The organism is Buttiauxella izardii (assembly GCF_003601925.1).
In the GTDB taxonomy this organism is placed as follows: Bacteria; Pseudomonadota; Gammaproteobacteria; order Enterobacterales; family Enterobacteriaceae; genus Buttiauxella; species Buttiauxella izardii.
Genome location: NZ_QZWH01000020.1, coordinates 1 through 25520, shown reverse-complemented (window position 1 = coordinate 25520; position 25520 = coordinate 1). Strand labels below are relative to the sequence as shown.

The 25520-nt window shown below is 52.5% G+C and carries 21 protein-coding genes and 1 pseudogene; 16 read left to right on the top strand and 6 right to left on the bottom strand.

Going from position 1 to position 25520, the window contains the following annotated elements; genetic code table 11:
• Nucleotides 1–70: 70 nt before the first annotated feature.
• A complete protein-coding gene (locus tag D6029_RS10245; RefSeq protein WP_120064663.1) occupies nt 71–979 on the top strand; it encodes an SDR family oxidoreductase in 909 nt (302 codons plus the stop codon).
• 271 nt (nt 980–1250) lie between these two features.
• Here D6029_RS10245 and D6029_RS10240 read toward each other — a convergent pair whose 3' ends face one another.
• Complete coding sequence (locus tag D6029_RS10240) at nt 1251–3815, bottom strand: ATP-binding protein (protein WP_120064662.1); 2565 nt, start codon at nt 3813–3815, stop codon at nt 1251–1253.
• Nucleotides 3816–4035: 220 nt separating this feature from the next.
• Between D6029_RS10240 and D6029_RS10235 the strand changes: the two genes are divergently transcribed.
• The 9 genes from D6029_RS10235 (at nt 4036) to D6029_RS22765 (ending at nt 12301) form a co-directional block, all read left to right on the top strand.
• Nucleotides 4036–4515: an Hcp family type VI secretion system effector gene (locus tag D6029_RS10235; RefSeq protein WP_120064661.1), complete on the top strand. Its 480-nt coding sequence runs from the start codon at nt 4036–4038 to the stop codon at nt 4513–4515.
• Between the two features lie 38 nt (nt 4516–4553).
• A complete protein-coding gene (locus D6029_RS10230) occupies nt 4554–5246 on the top strand; it encodes a hypothetical protein (protein WP_120064660.1) in 693 nt (230 codons plus the stop codon).
• A gap of 373 nt (nt 5247–5619) precedes the next feature.
• Entirely contained in the window at nt 5620–7143 is a 1524-nt protein-coding gene (locus tag D6029_RS10220) for a sugar ABC transporter ATP-binding protein (protein WP_120064658.1), read from the top strand.
• Nucleotides 7136–8134, top strand: coding sequence for an ABC transporter permease subunit (locus D6029_RS10215; protein WP_120064657.1), 999 nt, complete (start codon nt 7136–7138; stop codon nt 8132–8134). The genes D6029_RS10220 and D6029_RS10215 overlap by 8 nt, the downstream gene beginning before the upstream one ends.
• 64 nt (nt 8135–8198) lie before the next feature.
• Entirely contained in the window at nt 8199–9131 is a 933-nt protein-coding gene (locus tag D6029_RS10210) for an ABC transporter substrate-binding protein (protein WP_120064656.1), read from the top strand.
• Nucleotides 9132–9237: 106 nt separating this feature from the next.
• Entirely contained in the window at nt 9238–9921 is a 684-nt protein-coding gene (locus D6029_RS10205) for a D-lyxose/D-mannose isomerase (RefSeq protein WP_120064655.1), read from the top strand.
• Between the two features lie 36 nt (nt 9922–9957).
• Nucleotides 9958–10818, top strand: a complete 861-nt coding sequence (locus D6029_RS10200) for a ketose 1,6-bisphosphate aldolase (RefSeq protein WP_120064654.1) — start codon at nt 9958–9960, stop codon at nt 10816–10818.
• A 9-nt stretch (nt 10819–10827) separates the two neighbouring features.
• Nucleotides 10828–11850 carry a carbohydrate kinase family protein gene (locus D6029_RS10195; RefSeq protein WP_120064653.1) on the top strand — a complete coding sequence of 341 codons (1023 nt, stop codon included), beginning with the start codon at nt 10828–10830 and terminating at the stop codon, nt 11848–11850.
• 301 nt (nt 11851–12151) lie between these two features.
• Entirely contained in the window at nt 12152–12301 is a 150-nt protein-coding gene (locus tag D6029_RS22765; RefSeq protein ID WP_120064652.1) for a Hok/Gef family protein, read from the top strand.
• 87 nt (nt 12302–12388) lie between these two features.
• Here the strand turns inward: D6029_RS22765 and D6029_RS10185 are convergent, their stop codons facing one another.
• Nucleotides 12389–13123: a response regulator gene (locus D6029_RS10185; protein ID WP_120064651.1), complete on the bottom strand. Its 735-nt coding sequence runs from the start codon at nt 13121–13123 to the stop codon at nt 12389–12391.
• Between the two features lie 271 nt (nt 13124–13394).
• On the opposite strand from D6029_RS10185, the gene fdhF reads away from it, so the two are divergent.
• The 4 genes from fdhF to actP all read left to right on the top strand — a co-directional run bounded on the left by fdhF (nt 13395) and on the right by actP (nt 19749).
• A complete protein-coding gene (fdhF, locus tag D6029_RS10180; protein WP_120064650.1) occupies nt 13395–15542 on the top strand; it encodes a formate dehydrogenase subunit alpha in 2148 nt (715 codons plus the stop codon).
• Nucleotides 15543–15750: 208 nt separating this feature from the next.
• Nucleotides 15751–17706 (top strand): acetate--CoA ligase, encoded by a 1956-nt coding sequence (acs, locus tag D6029_RS10175; RefSeq protein WP_120064649.1) that lies wholly within the window; start codon nt 15751–15753, stop codon nt 17704–17706.
• Nucleotides 17707–17779: 73 nt separating this feature from the next.
• A complete protein-coding gene (locus D6029_RS10170) occupies nt 17780–18094 on the top strand; it encodes a DUF485 domain-containing protein (RefSeq protein WP_120064648.1) in 315 nt (104 codons plus the stop codon).
• The gene (gene actP, locus D6029_RS10165) at nt 18091–19749 is read left to right on the top strand and encodes a cation/acetate symporter ActP (RefSeq protein ID WP_120064647.1); all 1659 of its coding nucleotides are present in this window, start codon (nt 18091–18093) and stop codon (nt 19747–19749) included. The genes D6029_RS10170 and actP overlap by 4 nt, the downstream gene beginning before the upstream one ends.
• Before the next feature lie 233 nt (nt 19750–19982).
• Here actP and D6029_RS10160 read toward each other — a convergent pair whose 3' ends face one another.
• Complete coding sequence (locus tag D6029_RS10160) at nt 19983–21539, bottom strand: hypothetical protein (RefSeq protein ID WP_120064646.1); 1557 nt, start codon at nt 21537–21539, stop codon at nt 19983–19985.
• 60 nt (nt 21540–21599) lie between these two features.
• Here D6029_RS10160 and D6029_RS10155 point away from each other — a divergent pair, with 60 nt between their 5' ends.
• Nucleotides 21600–22895: a Gfo/Idh/MocA family protein gene (locus tag D6029_RS10155; protein WP_120064645.1), complete on the top strand. Its 1296-nt coding sequence runs from the start codon at nt 21600–21602 to the stop codon at nt 22893–22895.
• Nucleotides 22896–22994: 99 nt separating this feature from the next.
• Here the strand turns inward: D6029_RS10155 and D6029_RS22670 are convergent, their stop codons facing one another.
• Nucleotides 22995–23684 (bottom strand): LrgB family protein, encoded by a 690-nt coding sequence (locus D6029_RS22670; protein WP_244212403.1) that lies wholly within the window; start codon nt 23682–23684, stop codon nt 22995–22997.
• 60 nt (nt 23685–23744) lie between these two features.
• Nucleotides 23745–24098, bottom strand: a pseudogene (locus D6029_RS22760) (CidA/LrgA family protein); the annotation flags it as partial.
• 102 nt (nt 24099–24200) lie between these two features.
• On the opposite strand from D6029_RS22760, the gene D6029_RS10145 reads away from it, so the two are divergent.
• Nucleotides 24201–25088 (top strand): LysR family transcriptional regulator, encoded by an 888-nt coding sequence (locus D6029_RS10145; protein ID WP_120064643.1) that lies wholly within the window; start codon nt 24201–24203, stop codon nt 25086–25088.
• A 36-nt stretch (nt 25089–25124) separates the two neighbouring features.
• Here the strand turns inward: D6029_RS10145 and D6029_RS22510 are convergent, their stop codons facing one another.
• Nucleotides 25125–25283, bottom strand: a complete 159-nt coding sequence (locus D6029_RS22510; protein ID WP_167455991.1) for a hypothetical protein — start codon at nt 25281–25283, stop codon at nt 25125–25127.
• Nucleotides 25284–25520: the final 237 nt, after the last annotated feature.

Here is a 25520-nt window from a genome sequence, read left to right as displayed (position 1 = left end):
TATCGCGGCTCAGGTCGGGATTTTTGTTCTAAGCTTGATGTTCTGCTAATGAAAATCACAGGAGCTGAATATGCAAAGCAAGAATGGGATCCCCGATTCACGTAACAAAACCCACTCCGATGCTTATCCATCGCCACCTTTTGAACATCAGAAGCAGCCATTTCCGGGGCTTGCCAAAAACATGATCCCGGTGCCCGATCATGGTGAAACATCCTATAAAGGCAGCGACAGGCTCGTCGGGCGTAAAGCTTTGATAACTGGCGGTGATTCTGGGATAGGGCGCGCGGTGGCTATCGCCTTTGCGCGTGAAGGCGCTGATGTCGCCATCAATTATCTGCCTGAAGAAGAGGAAGATGCGGTCGAGGTGATCGCGCTGATTCGTGCCGAAGGGTGTAAAGCCGTTGCCATTCCGGGTGATATCCGCGATGAAGCGTTTTGCCAGCAACTGGTGACGCAGGCGGCACAGGAGCTGGGCGGGCTGGATTTGCTGATCAACAACGCCGGGCGTCAGCAGTTTTGTGAGTCGATAAAAGATCTTACCACCGAGGCGTTTGACGCCACCTTCAAAACCAACGTGTATGCGATGTTCTGGATTACTAAAGCCGCGCTGAGCTACCTGCCACGCGGTGCGGCAATCATCAATACCGCCTCCGTTCAAGCCTACTTGCCGAGCGACAACCTGCTTGATTATTCACAGACCAAGGCCGCCATTGTCGCGTTCACCAAGTCCCTCGCCAAACAATTGGCACCGGAGGGGATCAGAGTGAATGCAGTGGCACCCGGCCCGTACTGGACAGTATTGCAGTGCAGCGGCGGGCAGCCGCAAGAGAAAATTGAGAAGTTTGGCGCATCAGCACCGCTCGGACGCCCAGGCCAACCGGCAGAAATTGCCTCGTTGTATGTGACATTCGCCTCGCCGGAGTCCAGCTTTACCTCAGGCCAGGTGTGGTGTTCAGATGGCGGAACCGGCACGCTGTAATTCGTGCTGATTCATACAAAAATTGTCTGAGGATTCAGGCAATTCATTTGGCCGACAAAGTCAGCCCCTCTTTACAGAGGGGCTAAGTCCTTGCTACAGGATGATCAGTGAGGTGCATATCAATACATGAGGCCGCTAAGTTGAATTCCTGAACCCACCCGCTTCCTCCTGAAATACTGGAAGGGGTAGCTCTATTTATGTGCGTTTCCGCAATTATAGTCAATTGTTTGCCGCTGACCTTTTCATTGATTTGCATAACCGCTTCAAAATATTACGAGCGATGTGCGAGCCGCAGCGCCTGCGCCAGTTTTTGCTGGTTAAAAGGCTTACGCAAAAGCTCCACTTGCGGCAATTGTTGCCCGCTGCGACGCAGATCCTGACCGCTAATTAACAAGCACGTCAGATGCGGATAATGCTCCCGCGCATGGCCAATCACATCCGCGCCGCTCATCGGCCCCGGCAGCATTAAATCGCTGATTAAAATCTGAATATCCGGCACTTCTTTAAGCAGTTGCAGCGCCTGCTGGCTGTCGCTGGTTTCGAGCGTCAAATAGCCAAGCTGATGCAACTGTTCGCATAGCGTCTGGCGCACGTCGTGTTCATCTTCCAGCACCAGAACGAGCTGATCTTGCTCGGGATTCACCGCCAGCGGTTCCGGCAAGGTTTCGCTCGCCGCTTGTGCAGGCGCGCGGGGTAATTGCAGACGCACCAGCGTTCCCTGGCCCGGCGCACTTTCGATTTGCACCCGTCCGCCGGACTGACGCACAAATCCATACACCATCGACAAGCCCAAACCGCTGCCGCTGCCCGTCTGCTTGGTGGTGAAGAATGGCTCGAACACTTGCGCTTTCACCTCCGCCGACATTCCGTGCCCGCTATCGACAACCTCCAGCGCCACCATGTCTTGCTTGCGCCCGCTCGAACGCACCACGCGCTGGTTCCAGGTACGAATTTTGATGGTGCCGCTTTGCCCGTCCATCGCATCGCGGGCGTTCATTACCAGATTGATAATCGCATTCTCAAGTTGATTCACATCGATCCACGCGGGCCACGCCGGATGCTGTGCTTCAATCTCGAGCGTGAGAGCGGCGGGAAGCGAATGGCGAATCAGCGGATCGAGGTTTTCCAGCAGGTTTTTCATCGACACCGCGTGCGGATGCAGCGACTGTTTGCGAGAGAACGCCAGCAGACGTTGAGTCAGTTGCGCGCCGCGCTCGGCGGCTTTCAGAGCGCGTTGAATGCGTATGGCATCAGGAGAATCGACGGACGTCAGCTCCAGACTGCCAATAATCACCGCCAGCAAGTTATTGAAATCATGCGCCAGGCCGCCAGTTAACTGCCCCACCGCTTTCATTTTCTGGCTGTGAACCAGCGCCTCTTCCAGCGCTTTGCGCTCGCTGCGCTCCAGCACCACATTCACCATGCCGCGCCCCGGCACTGGGCTGAAACGCAGCTCGATAGTGCGATTGTCGGCAAGCCGTAATTCCTGCGGTTTGGGGAGCGGGCGCGAGAGGTTCTCAACGATATGTTCCTGAAGCGGCGACACCTGTTTGAGCAAACTCATATAGTGCTGCCCGCGCTGGAGATGCTCCGGCGCAAGCCCCAGCAGCAGCGGATATTGCGGGTTCCAGACCACTAAAATTCCGTCATTATCGAACAGCGCAAAACCATCGCGTATGGCGTGGAAGGTGGTTTCCAGTTGGTTACTTTTTTCTTTGAGTAATTTCGAGGTATGTTCCAGCGATGCGGTGTTTCTCGCAAAAACGTTAAATGCCCGCGCCAGTTCGCCCAGTTCATCACTGCGCTGCAACGCAGGCACGCTAACATCACGCTCGCCTCGCGCCAGCCGCGTCATGGCGTGGGAAATCGCCGTCAGGTTCGAGCCGAGATTGCGGTAAATATACCAACCGGCAAAACCGGTAATCACCAGCGCCAACAGGGCAAACAGGCCGATAAACGCAATCATCGATTGCAGCTCTTTGTGGCTTTGCTCGGTGCGGTTGAGCGACTCCTGCGCCACTTTTTGCACGTACTGATTGATGTCCTCATTCAAAAACGCCACCAGCGCCTTGATGTGATACATGTACCAGGCGATGCCTAAATCGCTGTTATCCAGTGCCTGCGAAAGCGGCAGCAATTGCTGCAAATGAGTGGCGAACTCCTGCAAAATTTCATCGACCAACGGCGAATCAGCATGCTTCGGGAGTTGCGCCATCACGTCGGTAAGCTGCACAACGGTGGCTTTAGGCGACGGAGTTTGAATGGCGATCAGAATCAGTCGGTCCATTTCAGTGAGCAGCCGCGCCTCCGGCTGTGTTAATCCGTCACGAGCATTGATGTCCTGAATATGATGCAGATAACTTTGGTTTTGATACAACGCGCTGAGCAGCGCGTTACGCTCCAGATGGCGGCGGTGGCCGAGTTCCAACATACGCGTGACGCTGCTTTCCAGCTCGTTACTGCGCTCGGTGATGCGCTTAACTAATTCCGGTTCGTGGCTGGCGAGGGGCGCATTCGCCAGGTGATTGAGCGAGTTTTGCAGCGCCTGCTGGGTTTGCTGCAAACGCTGCGCTTCACTTTGATATTCCAGTGCGCCGACCACTTGCGTCAGCCGCACCGCCGCCGTCGCCACATTCGCCGTATCCCGCGCCAGCTCCATGCTGCCGGACATATCGCTCAGCGTTTGCCCCTGAACCTGCTCCTGCAATCGGCTGGCGTGATCAAAACCTAAAATCGCCACGCCGCACACCAGTAACGTCACCGCTACCACCAGCAAATTAAAAGAGAGCAAACGCCCACGAGCGCTGGTGAGAAAGGGTGTGCGGGGTGTTGGCATGTTGGCTCCATGATGCCGCCGAAAGTATGAAAACAGAATTGCCACATTCTCCAGACGGTGTCTAGTATTCCGCACTCAAAGGTCGCGGTAGTAATAAAGCATGGAAACCTTAATAGCTCCCTCGACAAGCCGGTAAACTTATTTAGTCGATATGGAATATCGGCATGATAAATAAGCCTCCCTTAAGTTATTAATTATTTATATTAAAGTAAGGTGCATCATGGCAAATTCAATTTATATGACACTCAATGGAAAAAATCAGGGGCTAATATCTTCTGGTTGTATGTCACTGGATTCAATCGGCAATAAGGCTCAGATCACACATCTTGATCAAATTATGGTGTATGAGCTAAACCACCGTTTAACTCGCATTGATAACATAAATCATCAATGTCTGTCGATCAGAAAACCAATTGATAAATCATCACCATTATTAAGCAAAGCTATTAATGACAATGAAATATTAAGTTGCGAATTCCCTGTATACCGCACAAATCGCTTTGGACTTAATGAGCTGTACTACATGATTAAGCTCACGGAAGCTCGTATTTGTGATTTACAACTTTCTGTGCCTCATGTTGTCGATGATAGTCAAGGTCTCGCAGAAGAAACAGTCTCATTTGTTTATGAAGCCATTAGTTGGGAGCATTGTTCTGCTGGGACAAGTTCTTATAGCTTGTGGATGGACCGTGTTTTTTAACGAATTCAAGATTATCTCTCTATTAATGGACTATAGGTATGAATAATTCTGATTATTTAAAAATGAATATGGAGTCAGAAAGAAAAATAGCATTATCTTTGGAGGAAGGGTTAACATCGTTTCGGAAAAATGGGCATGAAGTGCTCAATAGCATCTATTCAGGTGCAGAGAGGGTGAGCTGGTACACATCCTGCTTTTTTGATAATTACCAGGATGTATGTCAGGAGTTAAAAGAAGAAGACAAAAGGATGATTGCCGCAATCAATGAAGTCTTTACAAGGAAAGATGTCATATTTGATATGGTAGAATTATATACTGGACATGTTTTAGATAACTTCAGTGATTCTGCGAAGGAAAGAATAGTTATTCAGGTAACGGGCTTTTTAGCAAAAAACAGAACTAAATTTTCAACAAAATCGGCGTTATCATATCTGATAGCAAAGTCTATTTCAGAATCAATGAACTTTACCACGAAAATTCGCACAGCAATTGGTAAGGTAAGTAATGTTATTCTCACATTACTTGATTTTTATAGTAATATACAAAAAGCCGCTCTTTCAGCGAGACGATTAAAAACGATTAACCCGGTATTTTATTACATTCTATACCGAAATAATCTGGAAATGCTGTATTTCATCATTGAACCTGCACTGCAAAGAAATATTGGAATTATGAATACCACACTTAGTGAACGAGATGCGATCGCTATATTGAGAGACATGACAAAATGAAAAGTTTCATGAAACAGTTCTTTTTTGACTGGATAAAAACCGAAACATTGTATTCATATTTACCGTTGGCCATCATTATTATTTTGTCCTGCACTTTTTACAGATATTTTCCTGAGCACTGGGGGAAATTAACGTTGCTTTCAATTTCTATTGTCATCGTCGCGGTCTGGAAAATAGCGAAACGTATAGAAAAATAACCTCCCATCGAAAAACTCTTCACTCATATTTCCCACATTCTCCGAGGCGCAAGCAATGCACCTGCAACTCGAAGAATGATGGATATATGACAAATATGAACGACTTCTGACATTTTGCATTTACCTGCGTGTGATTCACTGGCAGCAATTGAACCTTCACCCGCAGGAGTCGCGCCATGAGTAGCGTTCCCATTCTGGAGATGCGCAATATTGCCAAGTCATTCGGCAAGTTTTATGCGTTGAAAGGTGTCGACTTAACGGTGTTCCCCGGCGAAATTCACGCATTAATGGGGGAAAACGGTGCCGGGAAAAGTACGCTGATGAAGATCCTCGCCGGGGCGTATACCGCCACCAGCGGCGAGATTTTAATTAACGGCCAGCCGTACAGTATTAAGGGGCCGAAAGACGCATTAAACGCAGGCATCACGCTGATTTATCAGGAGATGCAGCTCGCCCCCAATCTCACCGTGGCGGAGAATATTTTCCTCGGCAGCGAGTTGTCTCGCGGTGGCCTGGTCAAGCGCAAAGAGATGGTGATGCAGGCGCAGACGGTGATTGACCGCCTCGGTGCGCAGTTCAAGGCAAGCGATCTCGTCTCACGCCTGACGATTGCCGAGCAGCAGCAAGTCGAAATTGCCCGAGCGCTGCACCGTAACAGCCGTATTTTGGTTATGGATGAACCCACCGCCGCCCTTTCTTCCCGTGAAACTCACCGCCTGTTCGAGCTGATTATGCGGCTGCGCGACGAAGGCATGGCGATTATCTATATCAGCCATCGCATGGCAGAAGTGTATGAATTATCTGACCGCGTGAGCGTGCTGCGCGACGGGCAATACGTCGGCAGCCTGACGCGTGAAAACCTCAATGCGACTGAGCTGGTGCGCATGATGGTCGGCCGCCCGTTGAGCGATTTGTTTAATAAAGAGCGCGATATTCCGCTCGGCAGCGTGCGCCTGAATGTTCATCACCTGACGGATGGCGCAAAAGTGCAGCCGGTCAGCTTACAGGTGAAATCCGGCGAGATTGTCGGACTGGCGGGATTAGTCGGCGCCGGGCGTTCCGAGCTGGCGCAGCTGATTTTTGGCGTGCGCAAATCCACGGGTGGGACTATCGAAATCGACGGCAAGCCCGTCAAAATCCATTCACCGCGTGAAGCTATTCAGCACGGTATCGGCTTTTTGACCGAGAACCGCAAAGAGCAGGGCTTGTTCCTTGAACTCGCCGCACAAGACAACATCACCATGGCGACGCTTGAACGCGACGCGCATTACGGCTGGCTGGATCGCAAGAAAGCCCAGACCATTTCTGACGATGCCATCAGCCTGCTGAATATCCGCGTGCCACACGCGCAAGTGCGGGCTGGCGGGTTGTCTGGCGGCAATCAGCAAAAGCTGTTGATCTCGCGCTGGGTGGCGATCGGGCCGCGTATTTTGATCCTTGATGAACCCACGCGCGGCGTGGATGTCGGGGCGAAAAGTGAGATCTACCGCATCATGAGCCAGATGGCGAAACAGGGCGTGGCGATCCTGATGATCTCCAGCGAGTTGCCGGAAGTGGTCGGCATGAGTGACCGGGTTTACGTGATGCGCGAAGGTAGTATTGCTGGTGAGTTGCACCCCGCTGAAATCACACAAGAAAACATTATGACGCTGGCAACCGGCGTTGAAGATGCCCATAAAAAAGGGGTTCACCATGGCTAACCCAACCACCACGCCACAACAAGTCGCAAAATCCGCCTCGCTGAAAAAAGCGCTGTTTGGCGATTTGATGCAAACCGTGGGTATTTTGCCGATATTGATCCTGATCGTCGCCGTTTTTGGTTTTATCACGCCAAACTTTTTCACTGAATCGAACCTGTTGAATATTGCCCGCCAGTCTTCGATCAACATCGTGCTCGCGGCGGGTATGACATTCATTATTTTGACCGGTGGGATCGACCTTTCCGTGGGTTCGATTCTGGGCTCCACGGCGGTGACGGCGATGGTGGTTTCATTGATGCCGGGCTGGGAATCTCTGTCGATACCCGCTGCATTGATGATGGGCACAGGGCTGGGGCTGTTTAACGGCATGTTGGTCGCCTGGGCGGGATTACCACCGTTTATCGTCACGCTCGGCACTTATACCGCCCTGCGCGGCGCGGCGTATTTGCTGGCCGACGGCACCACGGTGATTAATTCCAATATCAATTTTGAATGGATTGGCAATTCGTATCTCGGCCCGATTCCGTGGCTGGTTGTCATTGCGCTGGCGGTGATTGTGGTGTGCTGGTTCATCCTGCGGCGCACTACGCTCGGCGTCCATATTTACGCGGTCGGCGGCAATATGCAGGCCGCACGCCTGACCGGTATCAAAGTGTGGCTGGTGTTGCTGTTCGTTTACGGCATGAGCGGGCTGCTCTCCGGGCTTGGCGGCGTGATGAGTGCTTCGCGGTTATACAGCGCGAACGGCAATCTCGGCATGGGTTATGAGCTGGACGCCATCGCGGCGGTGATTCTTGGCGGCACCAGCTTCGTCGGCGGGATCGGCACGATCACCGGCACGCTGGTTGGCGCGCTGATTATCGCCACGCTCAACAATGGCATGACGCTGATGGGCGTCTCGTATTTCTGGCAACTGGTGATCAAGGGTGCGGTGATCATCATTGCGGTGCTGATCGACAAATACCGTACCCGTCATCATCAATCTTCATAACAGGCTCTTTATTAGCTCGGATAAGCGTGAGCGTCATCCGACAAAACCAAACAGGAGATTCACCATGCGTTTAAAACTTATCACTGCTGCGCTGATGATTGCCGCCGCGCCATTTGTTCAGGCAAAAGAGCTGAAGTCCATCGGGGTAACGGTGGGCGATCTCGCCAACCCGTTCTTCGTGCAGATAACCAAAGGGGCGGAGCTTGAAGCTCGCAAACTGGCGGGTGACAACGTGAAAGTGACGCTGGTGTCCAGCGGTTACGATCTAGGCCAGCAGGTGTCGCAAATCGATAACTTTATTGCTGCCAAAGTCGATATGATCATCCTCAACGCCGCGGATTCTAAAGGGATCGGGCCGGCGGTGAAACGCGCGAAAGACGCCGGGATCGTGGTGGTTGCGGTAGACGTGGCGGCGGAAGGTGCGGATGCGACGATCACTTCGAACAACACCCAGGCGGGGGAAATGGCCTGTAAGTACATTGCGGACCGCCTGAAAGAGAAAGGCAACGTAGTGATCATCAACGGGCCGCCGGTTTCTGCGGTGCAAAACCGTGTCGAAGGCTGCGAAACCGAGTTCAAGAAACACCCTGGCATTAAGGTGCTTTCTTCCAATCAGAACGCCAAAGGCAGCCGTGAAGGTGGGCTGGAAGTCATGACTTCTTTACTGGCGGCGAATCCGAAGATCGACGGCGTGTTTGCGATCAACGATCCGACGGCGATCGGTGCCGATCTGGCGGCGAAACAAGCCCAACGTAACGAATTCTTCATCGTTGGCGTGGATGGCAGCCCGGATGCGGAAGAAGCCCTGAAACGCGGCGGGAATACGCTATTCGTGGCAACGCCTGCGCAAGATCCGCAAGTGATGGCGGCGAAAGCGGTGGAGATTGGCTACGACATTCTGCAAGGCAAACCCGCGCCGAAAGAGCCGGTGCTGATTCCGGTGACGATGATCGATAAAGACAATATCGGCACGTATAAGGGCTGGACGGTGAAATAACCTTTTCCCCTCACCCCAACCCTCTCCCAAAGGAGAGGGAGAAAAACTGTCGATCCCCTCTCCCTCAGGGAGAGGGCCAGGGTGAGGGTTGTTTTAAGGAGGCAAAATGAAACGCTCTGAAGTGAACCAAATCCTCTCCCAGACACGTCATTTCTTTATGCAGCACGACGTCCATTTGCCCCCTTTCGCCTCTTTTGACCTGGCGAAATGGCAGCAGGTCGACAAACAAATCTGGCAGGAAGTCTTCGATCTCAAACTCGGCTGGGATGTGACTGCTTTCGGCGGCAACGATTTTCTCGCACAGGGGCTGACGCTGTTCACGCTGCGTAACGGCTCACCCGATGGCGCACCGTACGCCAAATGTTATGCCGAAAAAATCATGCACGTTCGCGAAGGGCAGCTCACTCCGATGCATTTTCACTGGCGCAAACGCGAGGACATTATCAATCGCGGTGGCGGGAATTTGATTGTCGAACTGTGGAATTCTGACCAGTTTGAGCAGACCGAAGACAGCGACGTCACCGTCGTTATTGACGGCTGTCGACAGACTCACGCCGCGGGCAGTCAGTTGCGCCTGTCGCCAGGGGAAAGCATTTGCCTGGTGCCGGGGATTTACCACAGTTTCTGGGGCGAACGCGGCTATGGCGACGTGCTGGTTGGCGAAGTGTCGATGGTTAATGACGACGACCGCGACAACCGTTTCCTCAAGCCGCTAGAGCGCTTTAATTCCATCGAAGAAGACGAACCCGCGCGGCAATTGCTGTGCAACGAATATCGCCAGAACCTTTAATTTCCAACCATTATTTCCAACACCAGGGGAAACATTATGGCTTTGATATCGCTCGCCGACGGACTGAAACACGCACGTGCCAACGGTTATGCGTTAGGGGCTTTTAACGTGCTCGACAGCCATTTTCTGCGCGCCCTTTTCGCTGCCGCAAAGCAGGAAAACTCACCGTTTATCATTAACATCGCCGAAGTACATTTTAAGTATGTCTCGCTGGATTCACTGGTCGAAGCCGTCAAATTCGAAGCGGCGCGCCACGATATTCCGGTGGTGCTCAATCTCGATCACGGCCTGCATTTTGAAGCGGTGGTTCGCGCTTTACGCCTCGGTTTTAGCTCAGTGATGTTCGATGGTTCTACACTTGAATATGAGGAGAACGTTCGCCAGACACGTGAAGTGGTGAAGATGTGCCATGCGGTAGGCGTTTCGGTTGAAGCGGAATTGGGTGCCGTCGGCGGTGACGAAGGTGGCGCACTATATGGCGAAGCCGACAGCAACAAGTTTACCGACCCTAATGTTGCGCGGGATTTTGTCGACAGAACCGGCATCGACACTTTGGCCGTCGCCATCGGCAACGCACATGGCAAATATAAAGGCGAGCCAAAACTCGATTTCGACAGACTCGCGGCGATTCGCCAGCAAACCGGTTTGCCGTTAGTGCTACACGGCGGTTCCGGCATCAGTGACGAGGATTTCCGTAAGGCGATAACTCTCGGAATTCATAAGATTAATTTCTACACCGGCATGTCGCAGGCAGCTCTCGGTGCCATCGAACAACGGATGAATCAACGTCATGCCATTTATGACGAATTTGCCGAACTGCTGCTAGGCATTGAAGAAGCGATTACCGATGTGGTCGCCCAGCAGATGCGGATTTTTGGTAGTTCAGGCCAGGCTTAAGGAGAGGTTATGACAGAGCGCAGCGGGATTATTGCCGCCGGAAATATGTTGGTCGACCATGTGCATCAAATCGTGCAATGGCCGCAGCGCGGTTGGCTGGCCGAAATTGTCCACAGCGAACGCTCGACAGGCGGCGCGCCACTTAATGTGCTGCTGACGCTGGCAAAAATGCACGTCGGCCTGCCGCTCCAGGCGGTGGGTTTAGTGGGTGACGACCACGATGGCGACTACATTATGGCGATGTTGGATCAGTACCATGTCAATCGCCAGCATGTGCATCGCACCACTTTTGCGCCGACGTCGATGTCGCAAGTGATGACCGACCCGAGCGGGCAGCGCACCTTTTTCCATTCGCCGGGTGCGAATCGACTGCTCGATTTACCCGCCTTTGACCGCCTGGAATCGTCATTCAAAATCTTCCATCTGGGATATTTGCTGCTGCTCGACAGCCTGGATATGGAAGACGCGGAATACGGCACGCGCAGCGCCAGATTGCTGGCGTTGATGGCACAACAAGGCTATGAAACGTCGCTGGATTTAGTCTCGCGCCAGGGCGACCCGCGCTACCGCCCGATGGTGCTCCCTGCCCTGCGCTGGCTCGATTATCTGGTGATCAATGAACTGGAAGCGGGTGAATTTAGCGGGCTGGAAATCCGCCGGAGTGACGGTTCGCCACATGTAGAAAATATCGCGCAAGCAGCGGCATTACTGCTGGATTCCGGCGTGCGGCAACGCGTGGTCATTCATTGCCCGGAAGGCGCGTGGGGTGTGGAACCTGGAAAAGAAGGTATCTGGGTGCCGTCGTTTATGTTAACGCCAGAAGAAATTATCGGCAGCGTCGGCGCGGGTGACGCATTCTGTGCGGGAATATTATATGGCTGCCATGAAAAATGGTCGCTGGCCGACAGCCTGAAATTAGCCCACGCCTGCGCACGCGCTAATCTTTTATGCGCCAATGCGATCGATGGCGCAAAAACATTAACTGAATTACAGAGTTTTATTAGTGAGCAGTCGGAAGTTATTAGTGGTTAATGTAATAGATTTATCTTAAAAATACTTTTTCCATAAAAGTATTTTGCGAGATACCTTCCAGAACAATGTAATTATGGAAATTAAATTACATCGGCAATTTAATATCAAATAAATAAAAATTGAGTAAACTATGTGGCGGGTGCTTAGGGCTTTCAGTCCTGAGCATAAATCAGTGAGGGATATTCTTAGATTATAAGAATAAGAAAGCCCCGGGCAACTTTACGTTAACCCGAGGCTAATCCCCAACTCCACACAAGTTGAGGTTAGCCTCTTACTCGCCACAAGGCAAGGAGTAAAAGGCATGAAGCCTACAAAGACTGTTGTTCTTTGCTTATTAATAGTTTGCGTAACATTAATAGCGATTACGCTATTAACACGACGTAATCTATGTGAAGTAAAAATAAGGAATGATAAACAGGAGGTAGCGGCCAGGCTGGCCTGCTCCGCATAGTAAAGCTATCCGGGCGGGGTTCGCCCCGCCCAACTTGTCGGGAATAAAGGGAAAAGTCTTAAGCACCCAATCTATATTTTATATTATTTATGCCGCATTATTTTCCGCCTGAATAACATCCGCCGAAAATACATATCCCACACCGCGTATGGTTCTTATTAATGCGGGCTGATGCGGGTTCGGTTCTATTTTTTTACGCAACCGCATAATCAGCACATCAATAGTTCGGTCGAAGACTTCGAGGCTTTCACTGTGGGTCAATTCAAGTAACCTTTCGCGTGATAACACTTTGCGGGCGTTTTGTACCAAAGCCAGCAGCAGACCGTATTCGCCCTGAGTAAGATCGACTTGTTCAAGTTGTGCGTTAAACAAATGGCAACGTCCGGTATCCAGCCGCCAGCCGTTGAAATGCAGGCCGCTGGTTTTTGCCGCTGAAGCTTCAATCGCTAAAGCGCCGGTTCGCCGCAGCACCGCTTTTACCCGCGCCACCACTACGCGTGAGTTAAACGGCTTGGCGATGTAATCGTCAGCGCCCATTTCCAGACCAACTACCACGTCAGATTCCCGGCCCAGCCCGGTCAGCATCACTACGGGTAAATCTGGCCGCTGGCGCTGAATTTGTTGCAGCACCATCAGCCCGTTGGTATCCGGCAAAATCATATCCAGCAATACCAGCGCAATTTCTGGAAACTGAGCAACGGCTTTCAGCGCATCATTTCCGGTATGGCAAACCCTCACGTCAAAAACATGCTCATTGAGCACGTCTCGCAGCACGTCACAGATGGCCGGGTCGTCATCCACCAGCAAAATTGCAGGTTTCATGGTTGTACTCCGCGATGGATGCATCAGGAAATTATAAGTGTGAGTGATTGTTGATGGAGTGCCGCATAAATCCCAACAGACCGTGCCGAATTTTCAACCAGTGTCACAAACCGCGCGTGGGTCGACACGTCACTTTTGACGATGTCCTGTTTTTCGTCAGGGTTTTGCTGCTTTTATCACCGTAAAATGCCCGCAATACCCCCTATTTCTATATGGCATAGATAATGCATATAGACCTCCAAGGTAAGTAATATTGACTGGAGCAACACTGATGAAAAAAGTCGTCACGGTTTGCCCCTATTGTGCCTCGGGTTGCAAAATCAACCTCGTGGTCGATAACGGCAAAGTCGTCAAGGCGGAAGCGGCTCAAGGTAAAACCAACCAGGGCGAACTTTGCCTGAAGGGTTACTACGGCTGGGATTTTATTAACGATACTAAAATCCTCACTCCGCGCCTCAAATCACCGATGATTCGTCGCCAGAAAGGCGGCAAACTCGAAAACGTTTCCTGGGATGAAGCGCTGAACTACGTCAGCACCCGTCTGAGCGAAATCAAAGCCAAACACGGCAACGATGCCATCATGACCACCGGTTCATCCCGTGGGACTGGCAACGAAACTAACTACATAATGCAGAAATTTGCGCGCGCCGTTATTGGTACTAATAACGTCGATTGCTGCGCACGCGTTTGACACGGCCCATCGGTTGCAGGTCTGCACCAATCGGTCGGTAACGGCGCTATGAGCAACTCAATCGTCGAGATTGAGGATACCGATTTAGTGTTTGTGTTCGGGTACAACCCGGCAGATTCACACCCTATCGTGGCTAATCGCGTGATCCGCGCGAAGCAGAAAGGGGCGCAAATCATTGTTGTCGATCCGCGTAAAATTGAAACCGCGCGCATCGCCGATATGCATTTGCAGTTAAAAAATGGTTCGAACATCGCCCTGCTTAACGCAATCGGGCATGTGATTATCGAAGAAAATCTGTATGACCAGTCATTCGTGGCTGAACGTACCGAAGGTTTCGACGAGTATCGCAAAATTGTTGCGGGCTACACGCCTGAATCTGTTGAAGAAATTACTGGCGTTACGGCGGCAGAAATTCGCAGCGCAGCACGTATGTATGCGAAGGCGAAAACCGCCACGATTCTGTGGGGCATGGGCGTGACCCAGTTCTATCAGGGCGTGGAAACCGTTCGCTCGCTGACCAGCCTTGCGCTGATGACCGGCAACCTGGGTAAACCGAACGTTGGTGTTAACCCGGTTCGCGGTCAGAACAACGTTCAGGGCGCCTGCGATATGGGCGCATTGCCGGATACTTATCCAGGCTACCAGTATGTGAAAGACGAAGTGAGTCGCGAGAAGTTCGCCAAAGCGTGGGGCGTGCCTTCCCTGCCAGCTCACACCGGCTATCGCATCAGCGAGCTGCCGCACCGTGTGGCGCATGGCGAAGTGCACGCGGCGTACATCATGGGTGAAGATCCTCTTCAAACTGACGCGGAGCTTTCAGCCGTGCGTAAGGCGTTTGAAGAGCTTGAGCTGGTGATTGTGCAAGACATCTTCATGACCAAAACCGCGGCTGCCGCCGATGTGATTTTGCCGTCCACTTCGTGGGGCGAACATGAAGGCGTTTATACCGCCGCTGACCGTGGTTTCCAGCGCTTCTTTAAAGCGGTAGAACCGAAGTGGGATCTGAAAACGGACTGGCAGATTATCAGTGAAATCGCCACCCGCATGGGTTATCCGATGCACTACAACAACACCCAGGAAATTTGGGATGAGTTGCGTGGTCTGTGCCCTGATTTCTACGGTGCCACTTACGAAAAAATGGGCGAACTGGGTTATATCCAGTGGCCTTGCCGCGATGTTGCTGAAAGCGACCAGGGAACCTCGTTCTTGTACGACGGCAAGTTTGACCGTGCCAACGGACTGGGCGAGTTCTTTACTTGCGACTGGGCGCCGCCAATCGACAAAGTCACCGAAGAGTACCCGATGGTGCTTTCAACGGTGCGCGAAGTCGGCCACTACTCTTGCCGTTCGATGACCGGCAACTGTGCGGCACTGGCAGCGCTGGCGGATGAACCTGGCTATGCGCAAATTCACATCGACGATGCCGCGCGTTTGGGTATCGAAGATGAAGCGCTGGTGTGGGTAAATTCACGCAAAGGCCGCGTCATCACACGTGCGAACGTAAGCGAACGCCCGAATAAGGGTGCCGTTTATATGACGTACCAGTGGTGGATTGGCGCGTGTAACGAGCTGGTGACTGAAAACCTCAGCCCGATTACCAAAACGCCGGAGTACAAGTACTGCGCCGTGCGCGTCGAGCCAATCGCCGATCAGAAAGCTGCTGAGCAGTATGTGATTGACGAATACAGCAAGTTAAAAGCCAGTTTGCGCGAGAGCGCAGCGGGTTAATATTCCCCAGGAAACACGCCTGAGAGCTGCCAATCGGCAGCTCTTTTTTTTGCCTTTTGCCCCTCGCCTCACAGGATCTATTGATTAGATTTTCAACAATTTAATTAATGCGTGATCTGTCGCCCAAAAAGTAAACAAAGCTCCCAGCGGCCCCTATCATTAACGTTTGCGTGACATATTATTAACATCCTAAAAGGAGAAAAAAAGCATGAGCCAAATACACAAACACGCCATTCCCGCAAATATTGCGGACAACTGCCTGATAAATCCGGAGCAATATCAATCCATGTACCAACACTCGGTGCATGACCCTGACGCATTTTGGGGTGAGCAAGGTAAGATCCTTGACTGGATCAAGCCTTACCAGAAGGTGAAAAATACCTCTTTCTCCCCTGGAAACGTGTCTATCAAGTGGTATGAAGACGGCACGCTAAACCTCGCCGCCAACTGCCTGGACCGACATCTAAAAGAGCGCGGCGATCAAACCGCGATCATCTGGGAAGGCGACGACGCCACTCAGAGCAAAACCATTACTTACCGTGAACTGCATCGTGAAGTGTGCCGTTTCGCCAACACGCTGGTGGAACTGGGCATCAAGAAAGGCGATGTAGTGGCGATTTATATGCCGATGGTGCCGGAAGCCGCCGTGGCGATGCTGGCCTGCGCGCGCATTGGGGCAGTGCATTCGGTGATTTTCGGTGGCTTCTCACCGGAAGCGGTTGCCGGGCGCATCATCGACTCCAGCTCAAAACTGGTGATCACCGCCGACGAAGGCATTCGTGCCGGGCGCTCGATTCCGCTGAAGAAAAACGTCGATGACGCGCTGAAAAACCCTGGCGTCAAAACTGTCGAACACGTTGTGGTTCTGAAACGTACCGGCGGGAATATCGAATGGCATGAAGGCCGTGACCTGTGGTGGAACGAACTGGTTGAGAAAGCCAGTGCGCACCACCAGCCGGTGGAAGTGAATGCCGAAGATCCGCTGTTTATCCTTTATACCTCCGGTTCAACCGGTAAGCCGAAAGGCGTGCTGCACACCACCGGCGGGTATCTGGTTTACGCCGCAACCACCTTCAAATACGTGTTTGATTACCATCAGGGCGACGTGTACTGGTGCACCGCCGATGTGGGATGGGTCACTGGACACAGCTATTTGCTGTATGGCCCGCTGGCGTGTGGTGCGATCACGCTGATGTTTGAAGGCGTGCCAAACTGGCCGGCACCAAACCGTATGGCGCAGGTGGTTGATAAGCATAAAGTAAATATTCTCTATACCGCGCCAACCGCGATTCGCGCTTTGATGGCGGAAGGCGATAAAGCGATTGAAAACACCGACCGTTCGTCGCTGCGTATTCTGGGTTCAGTCGGCGAGCCGATTAACCCGGAAGCGTGGGAATGGTACTGGAAGAAAATCGGTAACGAAAAATGCCCGGTGGTCGACACCTGGTGGCAGACCGAAACCGGCGGTTTCATGATCACTCCAATCCCAGGTGCGACCGAGCTGAAAGCCGGTTCTGCTACGCGTCCGTTCTTCGGCGTGCAGCCTGCACTGGTGGATAACGAAGGCAATCCGCAACAGGGGGCGACCGAGGGCAACCTGGTGATCACCGATTCCTGGCCGGGCCAGGCGCGCACGCTGTTTGGCGACCACGAACGTTTTGAGCAAACCTATTTCTCAACCTTCAAAAACATGTATTTCAGTGGTGACGGCGCACGCCGTGACGAAGACGGTTACTACTGGATCACCGGGCGTGTCGATGACGTGCTGAACGTTTCCGGCCACCGTCTGGGCACCGCAGAAATCGAGTCGGCGCTGGTGTCGCACCCGAAAGTCGCTGAAGCCGCCGTCGTGGGCATTCCACATAACATTAAAGGCCAGGCGATTTATGCCTACGTGACGTTAAACCACGGCGAAGAACCGACGCCAGAGCTGTATACCGAAGTGCGTAATTGGGTGCGTAAAGAGATTGGCCCGCTTGCCACGCCGGATATTCTGCACTGGACAGATTCGCTGCCGAAAACCCGTTCCGGCAAAATTATGCGCCGCATTTTGCGCAAAATCGCCGCCGGTGACACCAGCAACTTTGGTGATACTTCAACGCTTGCCGATCCGGGCGTTGTCGAGAAGTTACTGGAAGAAAAACAATCAATTACCATGCCTTAATCTTTCCCCCCTCTCCCTTTGGGAGAGGGAGTCAAAACAATAAAAACCTCAACCCCTACTCTGGAGATCTGTGATGAGTGAACAACTTTATCAACGGATAGAAGACAGTGCGCATTTCAGGGAGTTAGTCGCTAAACGGCAACGGTTTGCCACCATTTTGTCGATCATCATGCTGGTGATTTATATCAGCTTTATTTTGCTGATTGCCTTTGCGCCCGGCTGGCTGGGCACGCCTTTACACGCAGGCACCACCGTCACGCGCGGCATTCCGATTGGGGTTGGTGTGATTCTGGTTTCATTCTTCCTGACGGGCGTTTATGTCTGGCGGGCCAACGGTGAGTTTGACCGTCTGAATAACGCCGTGCTGCGCGAGGTGAAGGTATCATGAAACGTCTTCTCGGCCTCGCTGCCGCCCCACTCCTCGGCCTGTCGGCATCCGCGTTTGCCGCAGACGCCATTACCGGAGCCGTTCAGCGCCAGCCAACTAACTGGCAGGCGATTATCATGTTTATCGTCTTCGTCGCCTTCACCCTTGGCATCACGTATTGGGCGTCGAAACGTACCCGCACCCGCAGCGATTACTACACCGCGGGCGGCAATATTACCGGCTTCCAGAACGGCCTGGCGATTGCGGGCGACTATATGTCTGCCGCCTCGTTCCTCGGTATTTCGGCGCTGGTGTTTACTTCCGGCTACGACGGCCTGATTTACTCGCTGGGCTTTTTGGTCGGCTGGCCGATTATCCTGTTCCTGATTGCCGAACGCCTGCGTAACCTCGGCAAATACACCTTTGCAGACGTCGCCTCTTATCGCTTAAAACAGGGGCCAATCCGTATTCTGTCGGCCTGTGGTTCTCTGGTGGTTGTGGCGCTTTACCTGATTGCCCAGATGGTGGGTGCGGGCAAACTTATCGAGCTGCTGTTCGGCCTGAACTACCACGTCGCGGTGGTGCTGGTCGGCGTGTTGATGGTGATGTACGTGCTGTTCGGCGGCATGTTAGCCACCACCTGGGTGCAAATCATCAAGGCCGTATTGCTGCTGTTCGGCGCAAGTTTCATGGCCTTTATGGTGATGAAACACGTCGGCTTTAGCTTCAATAATTTGTTCGCCGAAGCGATTGTGGTGCATCCAAAAGGTGTCGCGATTATGAGCCCTGGCGGATTAGTGAAAGACCCGATATCGGCGCTTTCTCTCGGATTAGGATTGATGTTTGGTACTGCCGGTTTACCACATATTCTGATGCGTTTCTTCACGGTCAGCGATGCCCGCGAAGCGCGTAAAAGCGTGCTGTTTGCCACCGGGTTCATGGGCTATTTCTACATCCTGACCTTTATCATCGGCTTTGGCGCGATCATGTTGGTAGGTGCAAACCCAGCCTTTAAAGATGCGGCGGGCGCGTTGATTGGCGGCAATAACATGGCGGCGGTTCACCTGGCCGATGCGGTTGGCGGCAGCCTGTTCTTAGGCTTTATCTCGGCGGTTGCCTTCGCCACCATTCTTGCGGTGGTTGCCGGTTTGACACTCGCGGGTGCGTCAGCGGTTTCGCATGACCTTTACGCCAACGTGTTCCGTAAAGGCGCGTCTGAGCGTGACGAGTTAAGAGTGTCGAAAATCACCGTTGTGATACTGGGCGTGGTGGCAATCCTGCTGGGGATTTTGTTCGAGAAACAAAACATCGCCTTCATGGTTGGCCTGGCGTTCTCCATCGCGGCGAGCTGTAACTTCCCGATTATTCTGCTCTCGATGTACTGGTCGAAACTGACCACGCGTGGCGCGATGATTGGCGGCTGGCTCGGCCTGCTGACGGCGGTGATTCTGATGATCCTCGGCCCAACGGTTTGGGTGCAGGTTCTGGGTCACGCCACAGCCATCTTCCCGTACGAATATCCGGCGCTGTTCTCGATTCTGGTGGCGTTCGTGGGGATTTGGGTGTTCTCGGCAACCGATAACAGCCCGGAAGGCAATCTCGAACGTGAGAAATTCCGTGCTCAGTTCATCCGTTCCCAGACCGGGATTGGCATTGAACAAGGTCGTGCGCATTAATTAACTACAACACTTCCCGGCTCGCTCTGAGCCGGGAAGTTTATTCTGCTTAAACCTCACACTTTTCCACGCTCATCGTGTCGTTCCTCACGGTTTCCCGACCACAAAATGTGATTCGTTTCACAGTGTTTTTTAGCTTTTTGCGAGCCTGATCGCGAGATTTGCCATTGCCCACTCCCATGCCGTTTTATCCGCAACTTCCAGCCTGACAGCGCCTCCCCGTCTTCTTATGATTATCTCAACAGGCTATCCGCGAATTTGCCTAAACGTTCAGCGTTCAATAACAGCGAGACATAGTTTGGGCAGGCCGACGGCGGTAAATCAGCCCAACGTTCGAGCGTATCGGCAAAACGCAGTAGTTCTTCGCGATGATGTACGGCAGTTTTCGCGACCAGTGCCGTATCGCCATAGTGTTCGCTCATTTGCCTGTCGCTGACGGCAAACGCAACTCGCGAGAAAAGCTGACCGTACATTTCGGCGTTACGCCAGGCGGCTTCAAGGCGCTCGATCGTGTCGTTATGGCAAGTGATGCGCAGCTCCCGCAACTGTCGGAGTGCCGAGGTTGCGAGAAATTGAGCGCTCTCTTTCTCGAGCTGAATAAGCTGGCGCTGTTCAACACCGAGTGCGGGGTCGTCGGTCGGGAAAAGTGGCTGGAATGCCTGCGCCCAGTTGGCACTGCGAATGTCGGTATGCAGCAGTTGCTGCGCCTGCGCATAGCTTTCCGGGATTTGGCTTTGGTAGTGCATTCGCCGCCCTAACAGATTCGGTGTTTTGCACAGCCACTCATAACTCGATGCATATAGCGCACTAAAACGCTGGCGGTCTGATTTGCTGCGAAAGCCGAGATTTTGCTGCTCTATCCAGATATCGAGAGTGTTTGCAGGCTGAATCTGGTTGGCATTGCTCAGGCCAATAAGATTGATGGCGTTGGCAGAATCCATCGTCAGACCGTCGGGCAACCATTGCCATGAAACGCGCGAGGTAATGGTTTCGATATTGTGGTCGGCAAGGCTCGTCGCCCAACTGAGCCGCCCCTGGATTTCATCACCCAGATAACAGGGCAGGATCGTCCAGCCGTAACCGGTGCCCCACAGATCATATTCGATCCACTTTTTTCGCCCGCTGAGCGAAACGATATTAGGGTGATTAGCAAAACCTGGATGGTAGTCGAGTTCGGTGGCTTTAATCGAAGCGCGAACGTCATCCGGCAGGCCCGATAACACGCGAGAAAGCTGTTGGCGCGGCCAACTGGTATCAATGAAATCACGCAGGATGAGTTTTTTACCCTGGGCGCGTAACAGGCTCCAGACGTGATGCAGGCTTTGTTGCCAGCCGTCAGTCTGAAACTGCGGAGTGGTCAGGCTGAATATCAGGCCGCCGAGATGCGGCAATAACGGCAGTAACTGAGCCAATATCGACGAGTAAAACGGCTGCCAGAAATCCGGCGTGCTGCGTTCATCAAAAGAAAATTCAGGGAATTTACGTCTGATGATGTCATCTGTTGGCGCGGCTTCGCCTTGTAACCAGAAACTAAGGTTATTTTCCTGCAAATAAACGCTGACTTTTTTTAAATATTGCAGGGCGTTTTTTTGCTGATGAATAAGGTTTTCAACATCGTGGCGATAACTGAGCGGCGACGGTGTAGCCAGCAGTGAAAGTAATTCCTGCTGATGAAGAATAATGCCCGTGAATCCGTGAATTTTGGCGGTATTCACGCAGGAAACTAACCACGGCCAGTGCCAAATAAACGGGCTGTTTAACTCCATTAATTGATGCGGAACCAGTTTCATCTGTATTACCGAAAATAACGAATTTCTAAAAAATACCATGACTTCATGAATGAGGACATTATGAAAAAATATGCATTAGTGGGTACTGGCGGACGTGCCGGATTATATATTGAAGCCATCAGTGGGAAATGGAAAGATAATGCGCAGTTGGTCGCATTTTGCGACACCAACCAGACGCGCATGAAGGTTGCCAATAAGCTCTTGAGCAAGGCGGGTGCGGCTCCGGCATCAACATGGAAAGCCGCCGAATTTGAAATCATGCTCCACGAAACCCGCCCGGATATTGTCATCGTCACCACCATGGACCGCACGCATGACGATTATATTGTGCGAGCGCTGCACGCCGGTTGCGATGTAATTACCGAAAAGCCGATGACCATTGATGAAAAGCGCGCACTGCGCATTCTCGATGCCATCGAAGAAACTGGCCGTCAGGTGCGTGTCGCGTTTAATTACCGTTACGCGCCGCATCACAGCAAAATCCGCGAACTGCTGATGAACGACACCATCGGCGAAGTATTTTCCGTCCATTTCGAGTGGCTGCTCAATATCGAACATGGCGCGGATTATTTCCGTCGCTGGCACCGCGAAAAACGCAACAGCGGCGGCCTGCTGGTGCATAAATCCACCCACCATTTCGACCTGATGAACTTCTGGCTGGGCAGTTATCCGGAACGTGTTTACGCGGAAGGTGGGCTGCGTTTTTATGGCAAAGAGAATGCCGAAAAGCGAGGCGTCTCGCAGTTTTACCCACGCGCTCACGGTTATGCCGCTGCAAAAGACGACCCGTTCGCGCTGCATATGGAAGACAACGAGCAGCTCAAAGAGCTGTATCTGGATGCGGAACACGAAGATAACTATTACCGCGATCAGAGCGTTTTCAGCGACGGAATCACTATCGAAGATACGCTGTCAGTGCTGGTGAAATACCAAAACCAGGTACAGATGACTTACTCGCTGAATGCGTATTTGCCGTGGGAAGGGCTAAATGTGGTGTTCAACGGCAGTCGTGGGCGGCTCGAGATGAAACTGGTGGAAATGTCGTATGTGAATGCCGGGGGCGATCGCGAAAACGAAGGCAGCCTGGAAAGCTGCGATATCACCGTGTTCCCGATGTTTGCCGCGCCTTATAAAGCCGATTTCAGTATTGGAGCAGGCGGCCACGGCGGCGGCGATAACGCGATGTTGGCTGATTTATTTGGCGAGCCAGGTAACGACCCACTAAAACGCGCAGCCGATCACCGCGCCGGGGCGATGTCGATTTTGACCGGTATCGCCGGGAATATTTCTATGCAGCAGCAGCGCCCGGTGCAGTTTAAGGAGTTTGAGTTGGTGGCACGGTTGAAAGGTAAGTGAGTGCTTACCAGGTTGGGTTGAATTACTGGAAAATGTCGGATGACGCTTCGCTTATCCGACCTACGAATAACGGTTTTGTAGGGTGGTCCACCGTTTCTGTTAAAACATCAACCACTTAACAACCGGTGCCAGCAGCACCATCAAAATACCTGAAAACATCATCACCAGGCTGGCAACCACACCTTCCTGCGGACCAAGTTCGTAGGAACGTGCGGTGCCTGCGCCGTGTGAACCGGCACCAAAACCCGCGCCTTTCGCCATTCCTTCGCGGATCGCGAGGCGCAAAAAAAGCACATCGCCAATCGCCATACCGAATACGCCCGTGACAACAACAAATAACGCCACCAGCTCAGGTTGCCCGCCGAGGGGTTTGGCGGCTGCCAGCGCGAAAGGCGTGGTGATTGAGCGCACCGCCAGGCTGCGCTGAATTTCATCAGACAAAGTAAACAGACGCGCCAGCCAGACGGAACTGGTGACGGCAACCACGGTGGCGGTAATAACGCCCGCGGACAGCGACATCCAGTGGCGCTTAATCACATTGAGATTGTCATAAACCGGCACCGCAAACGCGATGGTCGCCGGGCCAAGCAGCCACAATAACCAGTGCGCTTCGCCCATATAATTTTGATAAGAGATATGGCCGAAAACCAGCATCGCCACCAATAAAATGGGGGTTAGCAGCAGCGGCATTAAAGGCAGTTTACGAAAGCGGCGGTAGAGTTTTTTATTGGCGTAGTACAGCCCGAGTGTGATCAGCAGGCACAGAATACTGAGTTGAAAGTTACTCACCACGCGCCTGCCTGCTTCACGCGCCAGTTCATAGCGATAAACTTTGTCGACAACCAGCGCCGTTGCTCCCAGAACCAGCGAGGTGCTGATAGCAATCACCAGGAAAATACGCCAGCCATCGACCATTAATAATTGGGCGTAATTCACCACCGCGACGACCGCTGGCACAAAGAACAGCAGCATTTCAGCTAACAACCAGCGTGAACCGGCTCGCACCCATTTCAGCGGAATAACGCGGCAGACAATCAATGCCAGCATCATCAGCATTCCGACCAGGTTTGCTGGCAGCGGCAAGTTCCACACTTCAACCAGCCATTGCGCAAAAAGAAACAGCCCGACGTACAGCGCAACTTGTACCGGGACTTGAATACGGCTAATCAAAACTGGCGTAAAACGACGCAACGCCACGGCCATGAGAGCGGCTTCCAAAAAATTATGAGGTTGCGATTATAGTTAGCTCTCCACAATGATTGAAATGAATTAAAATCATCAAAGGTATAGCCAACAGGAATGATTATGGACATCAGGACGCTGCGTTATTTTGTTGAAGTGGTTCGCCAGCAAAGCTTTACCCGCGCTGCCGAGAAGATGTTTGTCACTCAGCCGACTATCAGCAAGATGCTGCGCAACCTCGAGGATGAACTCGGTTGCACGTTGCTGATTCGTAATGGACGCAAGCTCTTGCTGACGGATACCGGTGAAGCGGTTTATCAGCGCGGTTTGGCGATTTTGGCGGAATTTCGCCAGCTTGAAGCCGAACTTGGCGACATTAACCATCTGAACAAAGGCGTGTTACGCCTCGGTATTCCGCCGATGGTAGGCATGCTGATGGCCGGGCCAATCAGCCTGTATCGCCAACGCTACCCCGGCGTTGAGCTGAAGATTTCTGAGTTTGGCGGTTTGACGGTGCAACAAGCGGTGCTGAATGGCGAGCTGGATTTGGCTATGACCGCGCTTCCTGTCGAGGACGAGCACACGTTTTCTTCGCTCCCGCTGCTTCATAATCCGTTGTGTGTTCTGGTGCCGCGCTCCGGGCCGTGGATGAAACGCGAAAGCATCGATCCCATTGAACTCGCCGCCCATCCGCTGCTGATTTATAACGAAGATTTCGCCCTGAGCCGCCAGTTAATTCAGCTTTTCCACGAACACGGTTTTACGCCAAAAATTGCGGTGCGCAGCGGGCAGTGGGATTTCCTCGCAGCAATGGTTCAGGCCGGTGTCGGGATTGCGATTTTGCCCGAAACAATTTGCCAGAAGCTGGATAAAAACACGTTGATGTGGCTGCCGTTAAATAGTGATTTAACGTGGCAACTAGCGATGATTTGGCGTGAAGGGGTTTATATTTCCCAGAGTGCACAGGCGTGGATTGCATGCTGTAAGGAGTTTTGGCCGGTCAGTTCATAGCGTCCTCGCCCCGGAAAATTTGTCAGGGTGAAATCTTTAAGCTTCGCTGATTTTCCGTTCACCCGTGCGTTCAGTTATCTCTTTACTGCCCGCAAACGGTGAACGTGCCAGTGGGATAACGACATCCCCCTGGCGACCCCGTCGCCCGGTGATTAAATTGCCGCTGCGCGGTAAACCCCAGCTTATCCCCAACATCAGGGTCGTTCGCGACTCGTTCCCGACGATCGCTCTCTTTCGCTGCTCCCGGCAGCTCAACCCTGACTTATGGGGAACACTGGGGCAATTTATACCGGGAACAAGGTCAAAACCGGTTTGGTTTTTGACCTTAGCTTTTGACGTTGACCTCTGGTTCCGGCTTCAATCGCCTCCATTTTGACTCCTGGTGGCCGGGGCCAGCCGTCGGGAACGGCTGGAGGGTGCGATCGCCGGGAG

Coding starts and splice junctions, on each gene's coding strand:
- D6029_RS10205 (WP_120064655.1), top strand. CDS start 9,238: ATGAAACGCTCTGAAGTGAACCAAATCCTCTCCCAGACACGTCATTTC.
- D6029_RS10200 (WP_120064654.1), top strand. CDS start 9,958: ATGGCTTTGATATCGCTCGCCGACGGACTGAAACACGCACGTGCCAAC.
- D6029_RS10145 (WP_120064643.1), top strand. CDS start 24,201: ATGGACATCAGGACGCTGCGTTATTTTGTTGAAGTGGTTCGCCAGCAA.
- D6029_RS10160 (WP_120064646.1), bottom strand. CDS start 21,539: ATGAAACTGGTTCCGCATCAATTAATGGAGTTAAACAGCCCGTTTATT.
- D6029_RS10210 (WP_120064656.1), top strand. CDS start 8,199: ATGCGTTTAAAACTTATCACTGCTGCGCTGATGATTGCCGCCGCGCCA.
- D6029_RS10195 (WP_120064653.1), top strand. CDS start 10,828: ATGACAGAGCGCAGCGGGATTATTGCCGCCGGAAATATGTTGGTCGAC.
- D6029_RS10245 (WP_120064663.1), top strand. CDS start 71: ATGCAAAGCAAGAATGGGATCCCCGATTCACGTAACAAAACCCACTCC.
- actP (WP_120064647.1), top strand. CDS start 18,091: ATGAAACGTCTTCTCGGCCTCGCTGCCGCCCCACTCCTCGGCCTGTCG.
- D6029_RS10155 (WP_120064645.1), top strand. CDS start 21,600: ATGAAAAAATATGCATTAGTGGGTACTGGCGGACGTGCCGGATTATAT.
- D6029_RS10230 (WP_120064660.1), top strand. CDS start 4,554: ATGAATAATTCTGATTATTTAAAAATGAATATGGAGTCAGAAAGAAAA.
- acs (WP_120064649.1), top strand. CDS start 15,751: ATGAGCCAAATACACAAACACGCCATTCCCGCAAATATTGCGGACAAC.
- D6029_RS10240 (WP_120064662.1), bottom strand. CDS start 3,815: ATGCCAACACCCCGCACACCCTTTCTCACCAGCGCTCGTGGGCGTTTG.
- D6029_RS10170 (WP_120064648.1), top strand. CDS start 17,780: ATGAGTGAACAACTTTATCAACGGATAGAAGACAGTGCGCATTTCAGG.
- D6029_RS10185 (WP_120064651.1), bottom strand. CDS start 13,123: ATGAAACCTGCAATTTTGCTGGTGGATGACGACCCGGCCATCTGTGAC.
- D6029_RS22765 (WP_120064652.1), top strand. CDS start 12,152: ATGAAGCCTACAAAGACTGTTGTTCTTTGCTTATTAATAGTTTGCGTA.
- D6029_RS22510 (WP_167455991.1), bottom strand. CDS start 25,283: ATGTTGGGGATAAGCTGGGGTTTACCGCGCAGCGGCAATTTAATCACC.
- D6029_RS10215 (WP_120064657.1), top strand. CDS start 7,136: ATGGCTAACCCAACCACCACGCCACAACAAGTCGCAAAATCCGCCTCG.
- D6029_RS10220 (WP_120064658.1), top strand. CDS start 5,620: ATGAGTAGCGTTCCCATTCTGGAGATGCGCAATATTGCCAAGTCATTC.
- D6029_RS10235 (WP_120064661.1), top strand. CDS start 4,036: ATGGCAAATTCAATTTATATGACACTCAATGGAAAAAATCAGGGGCTA.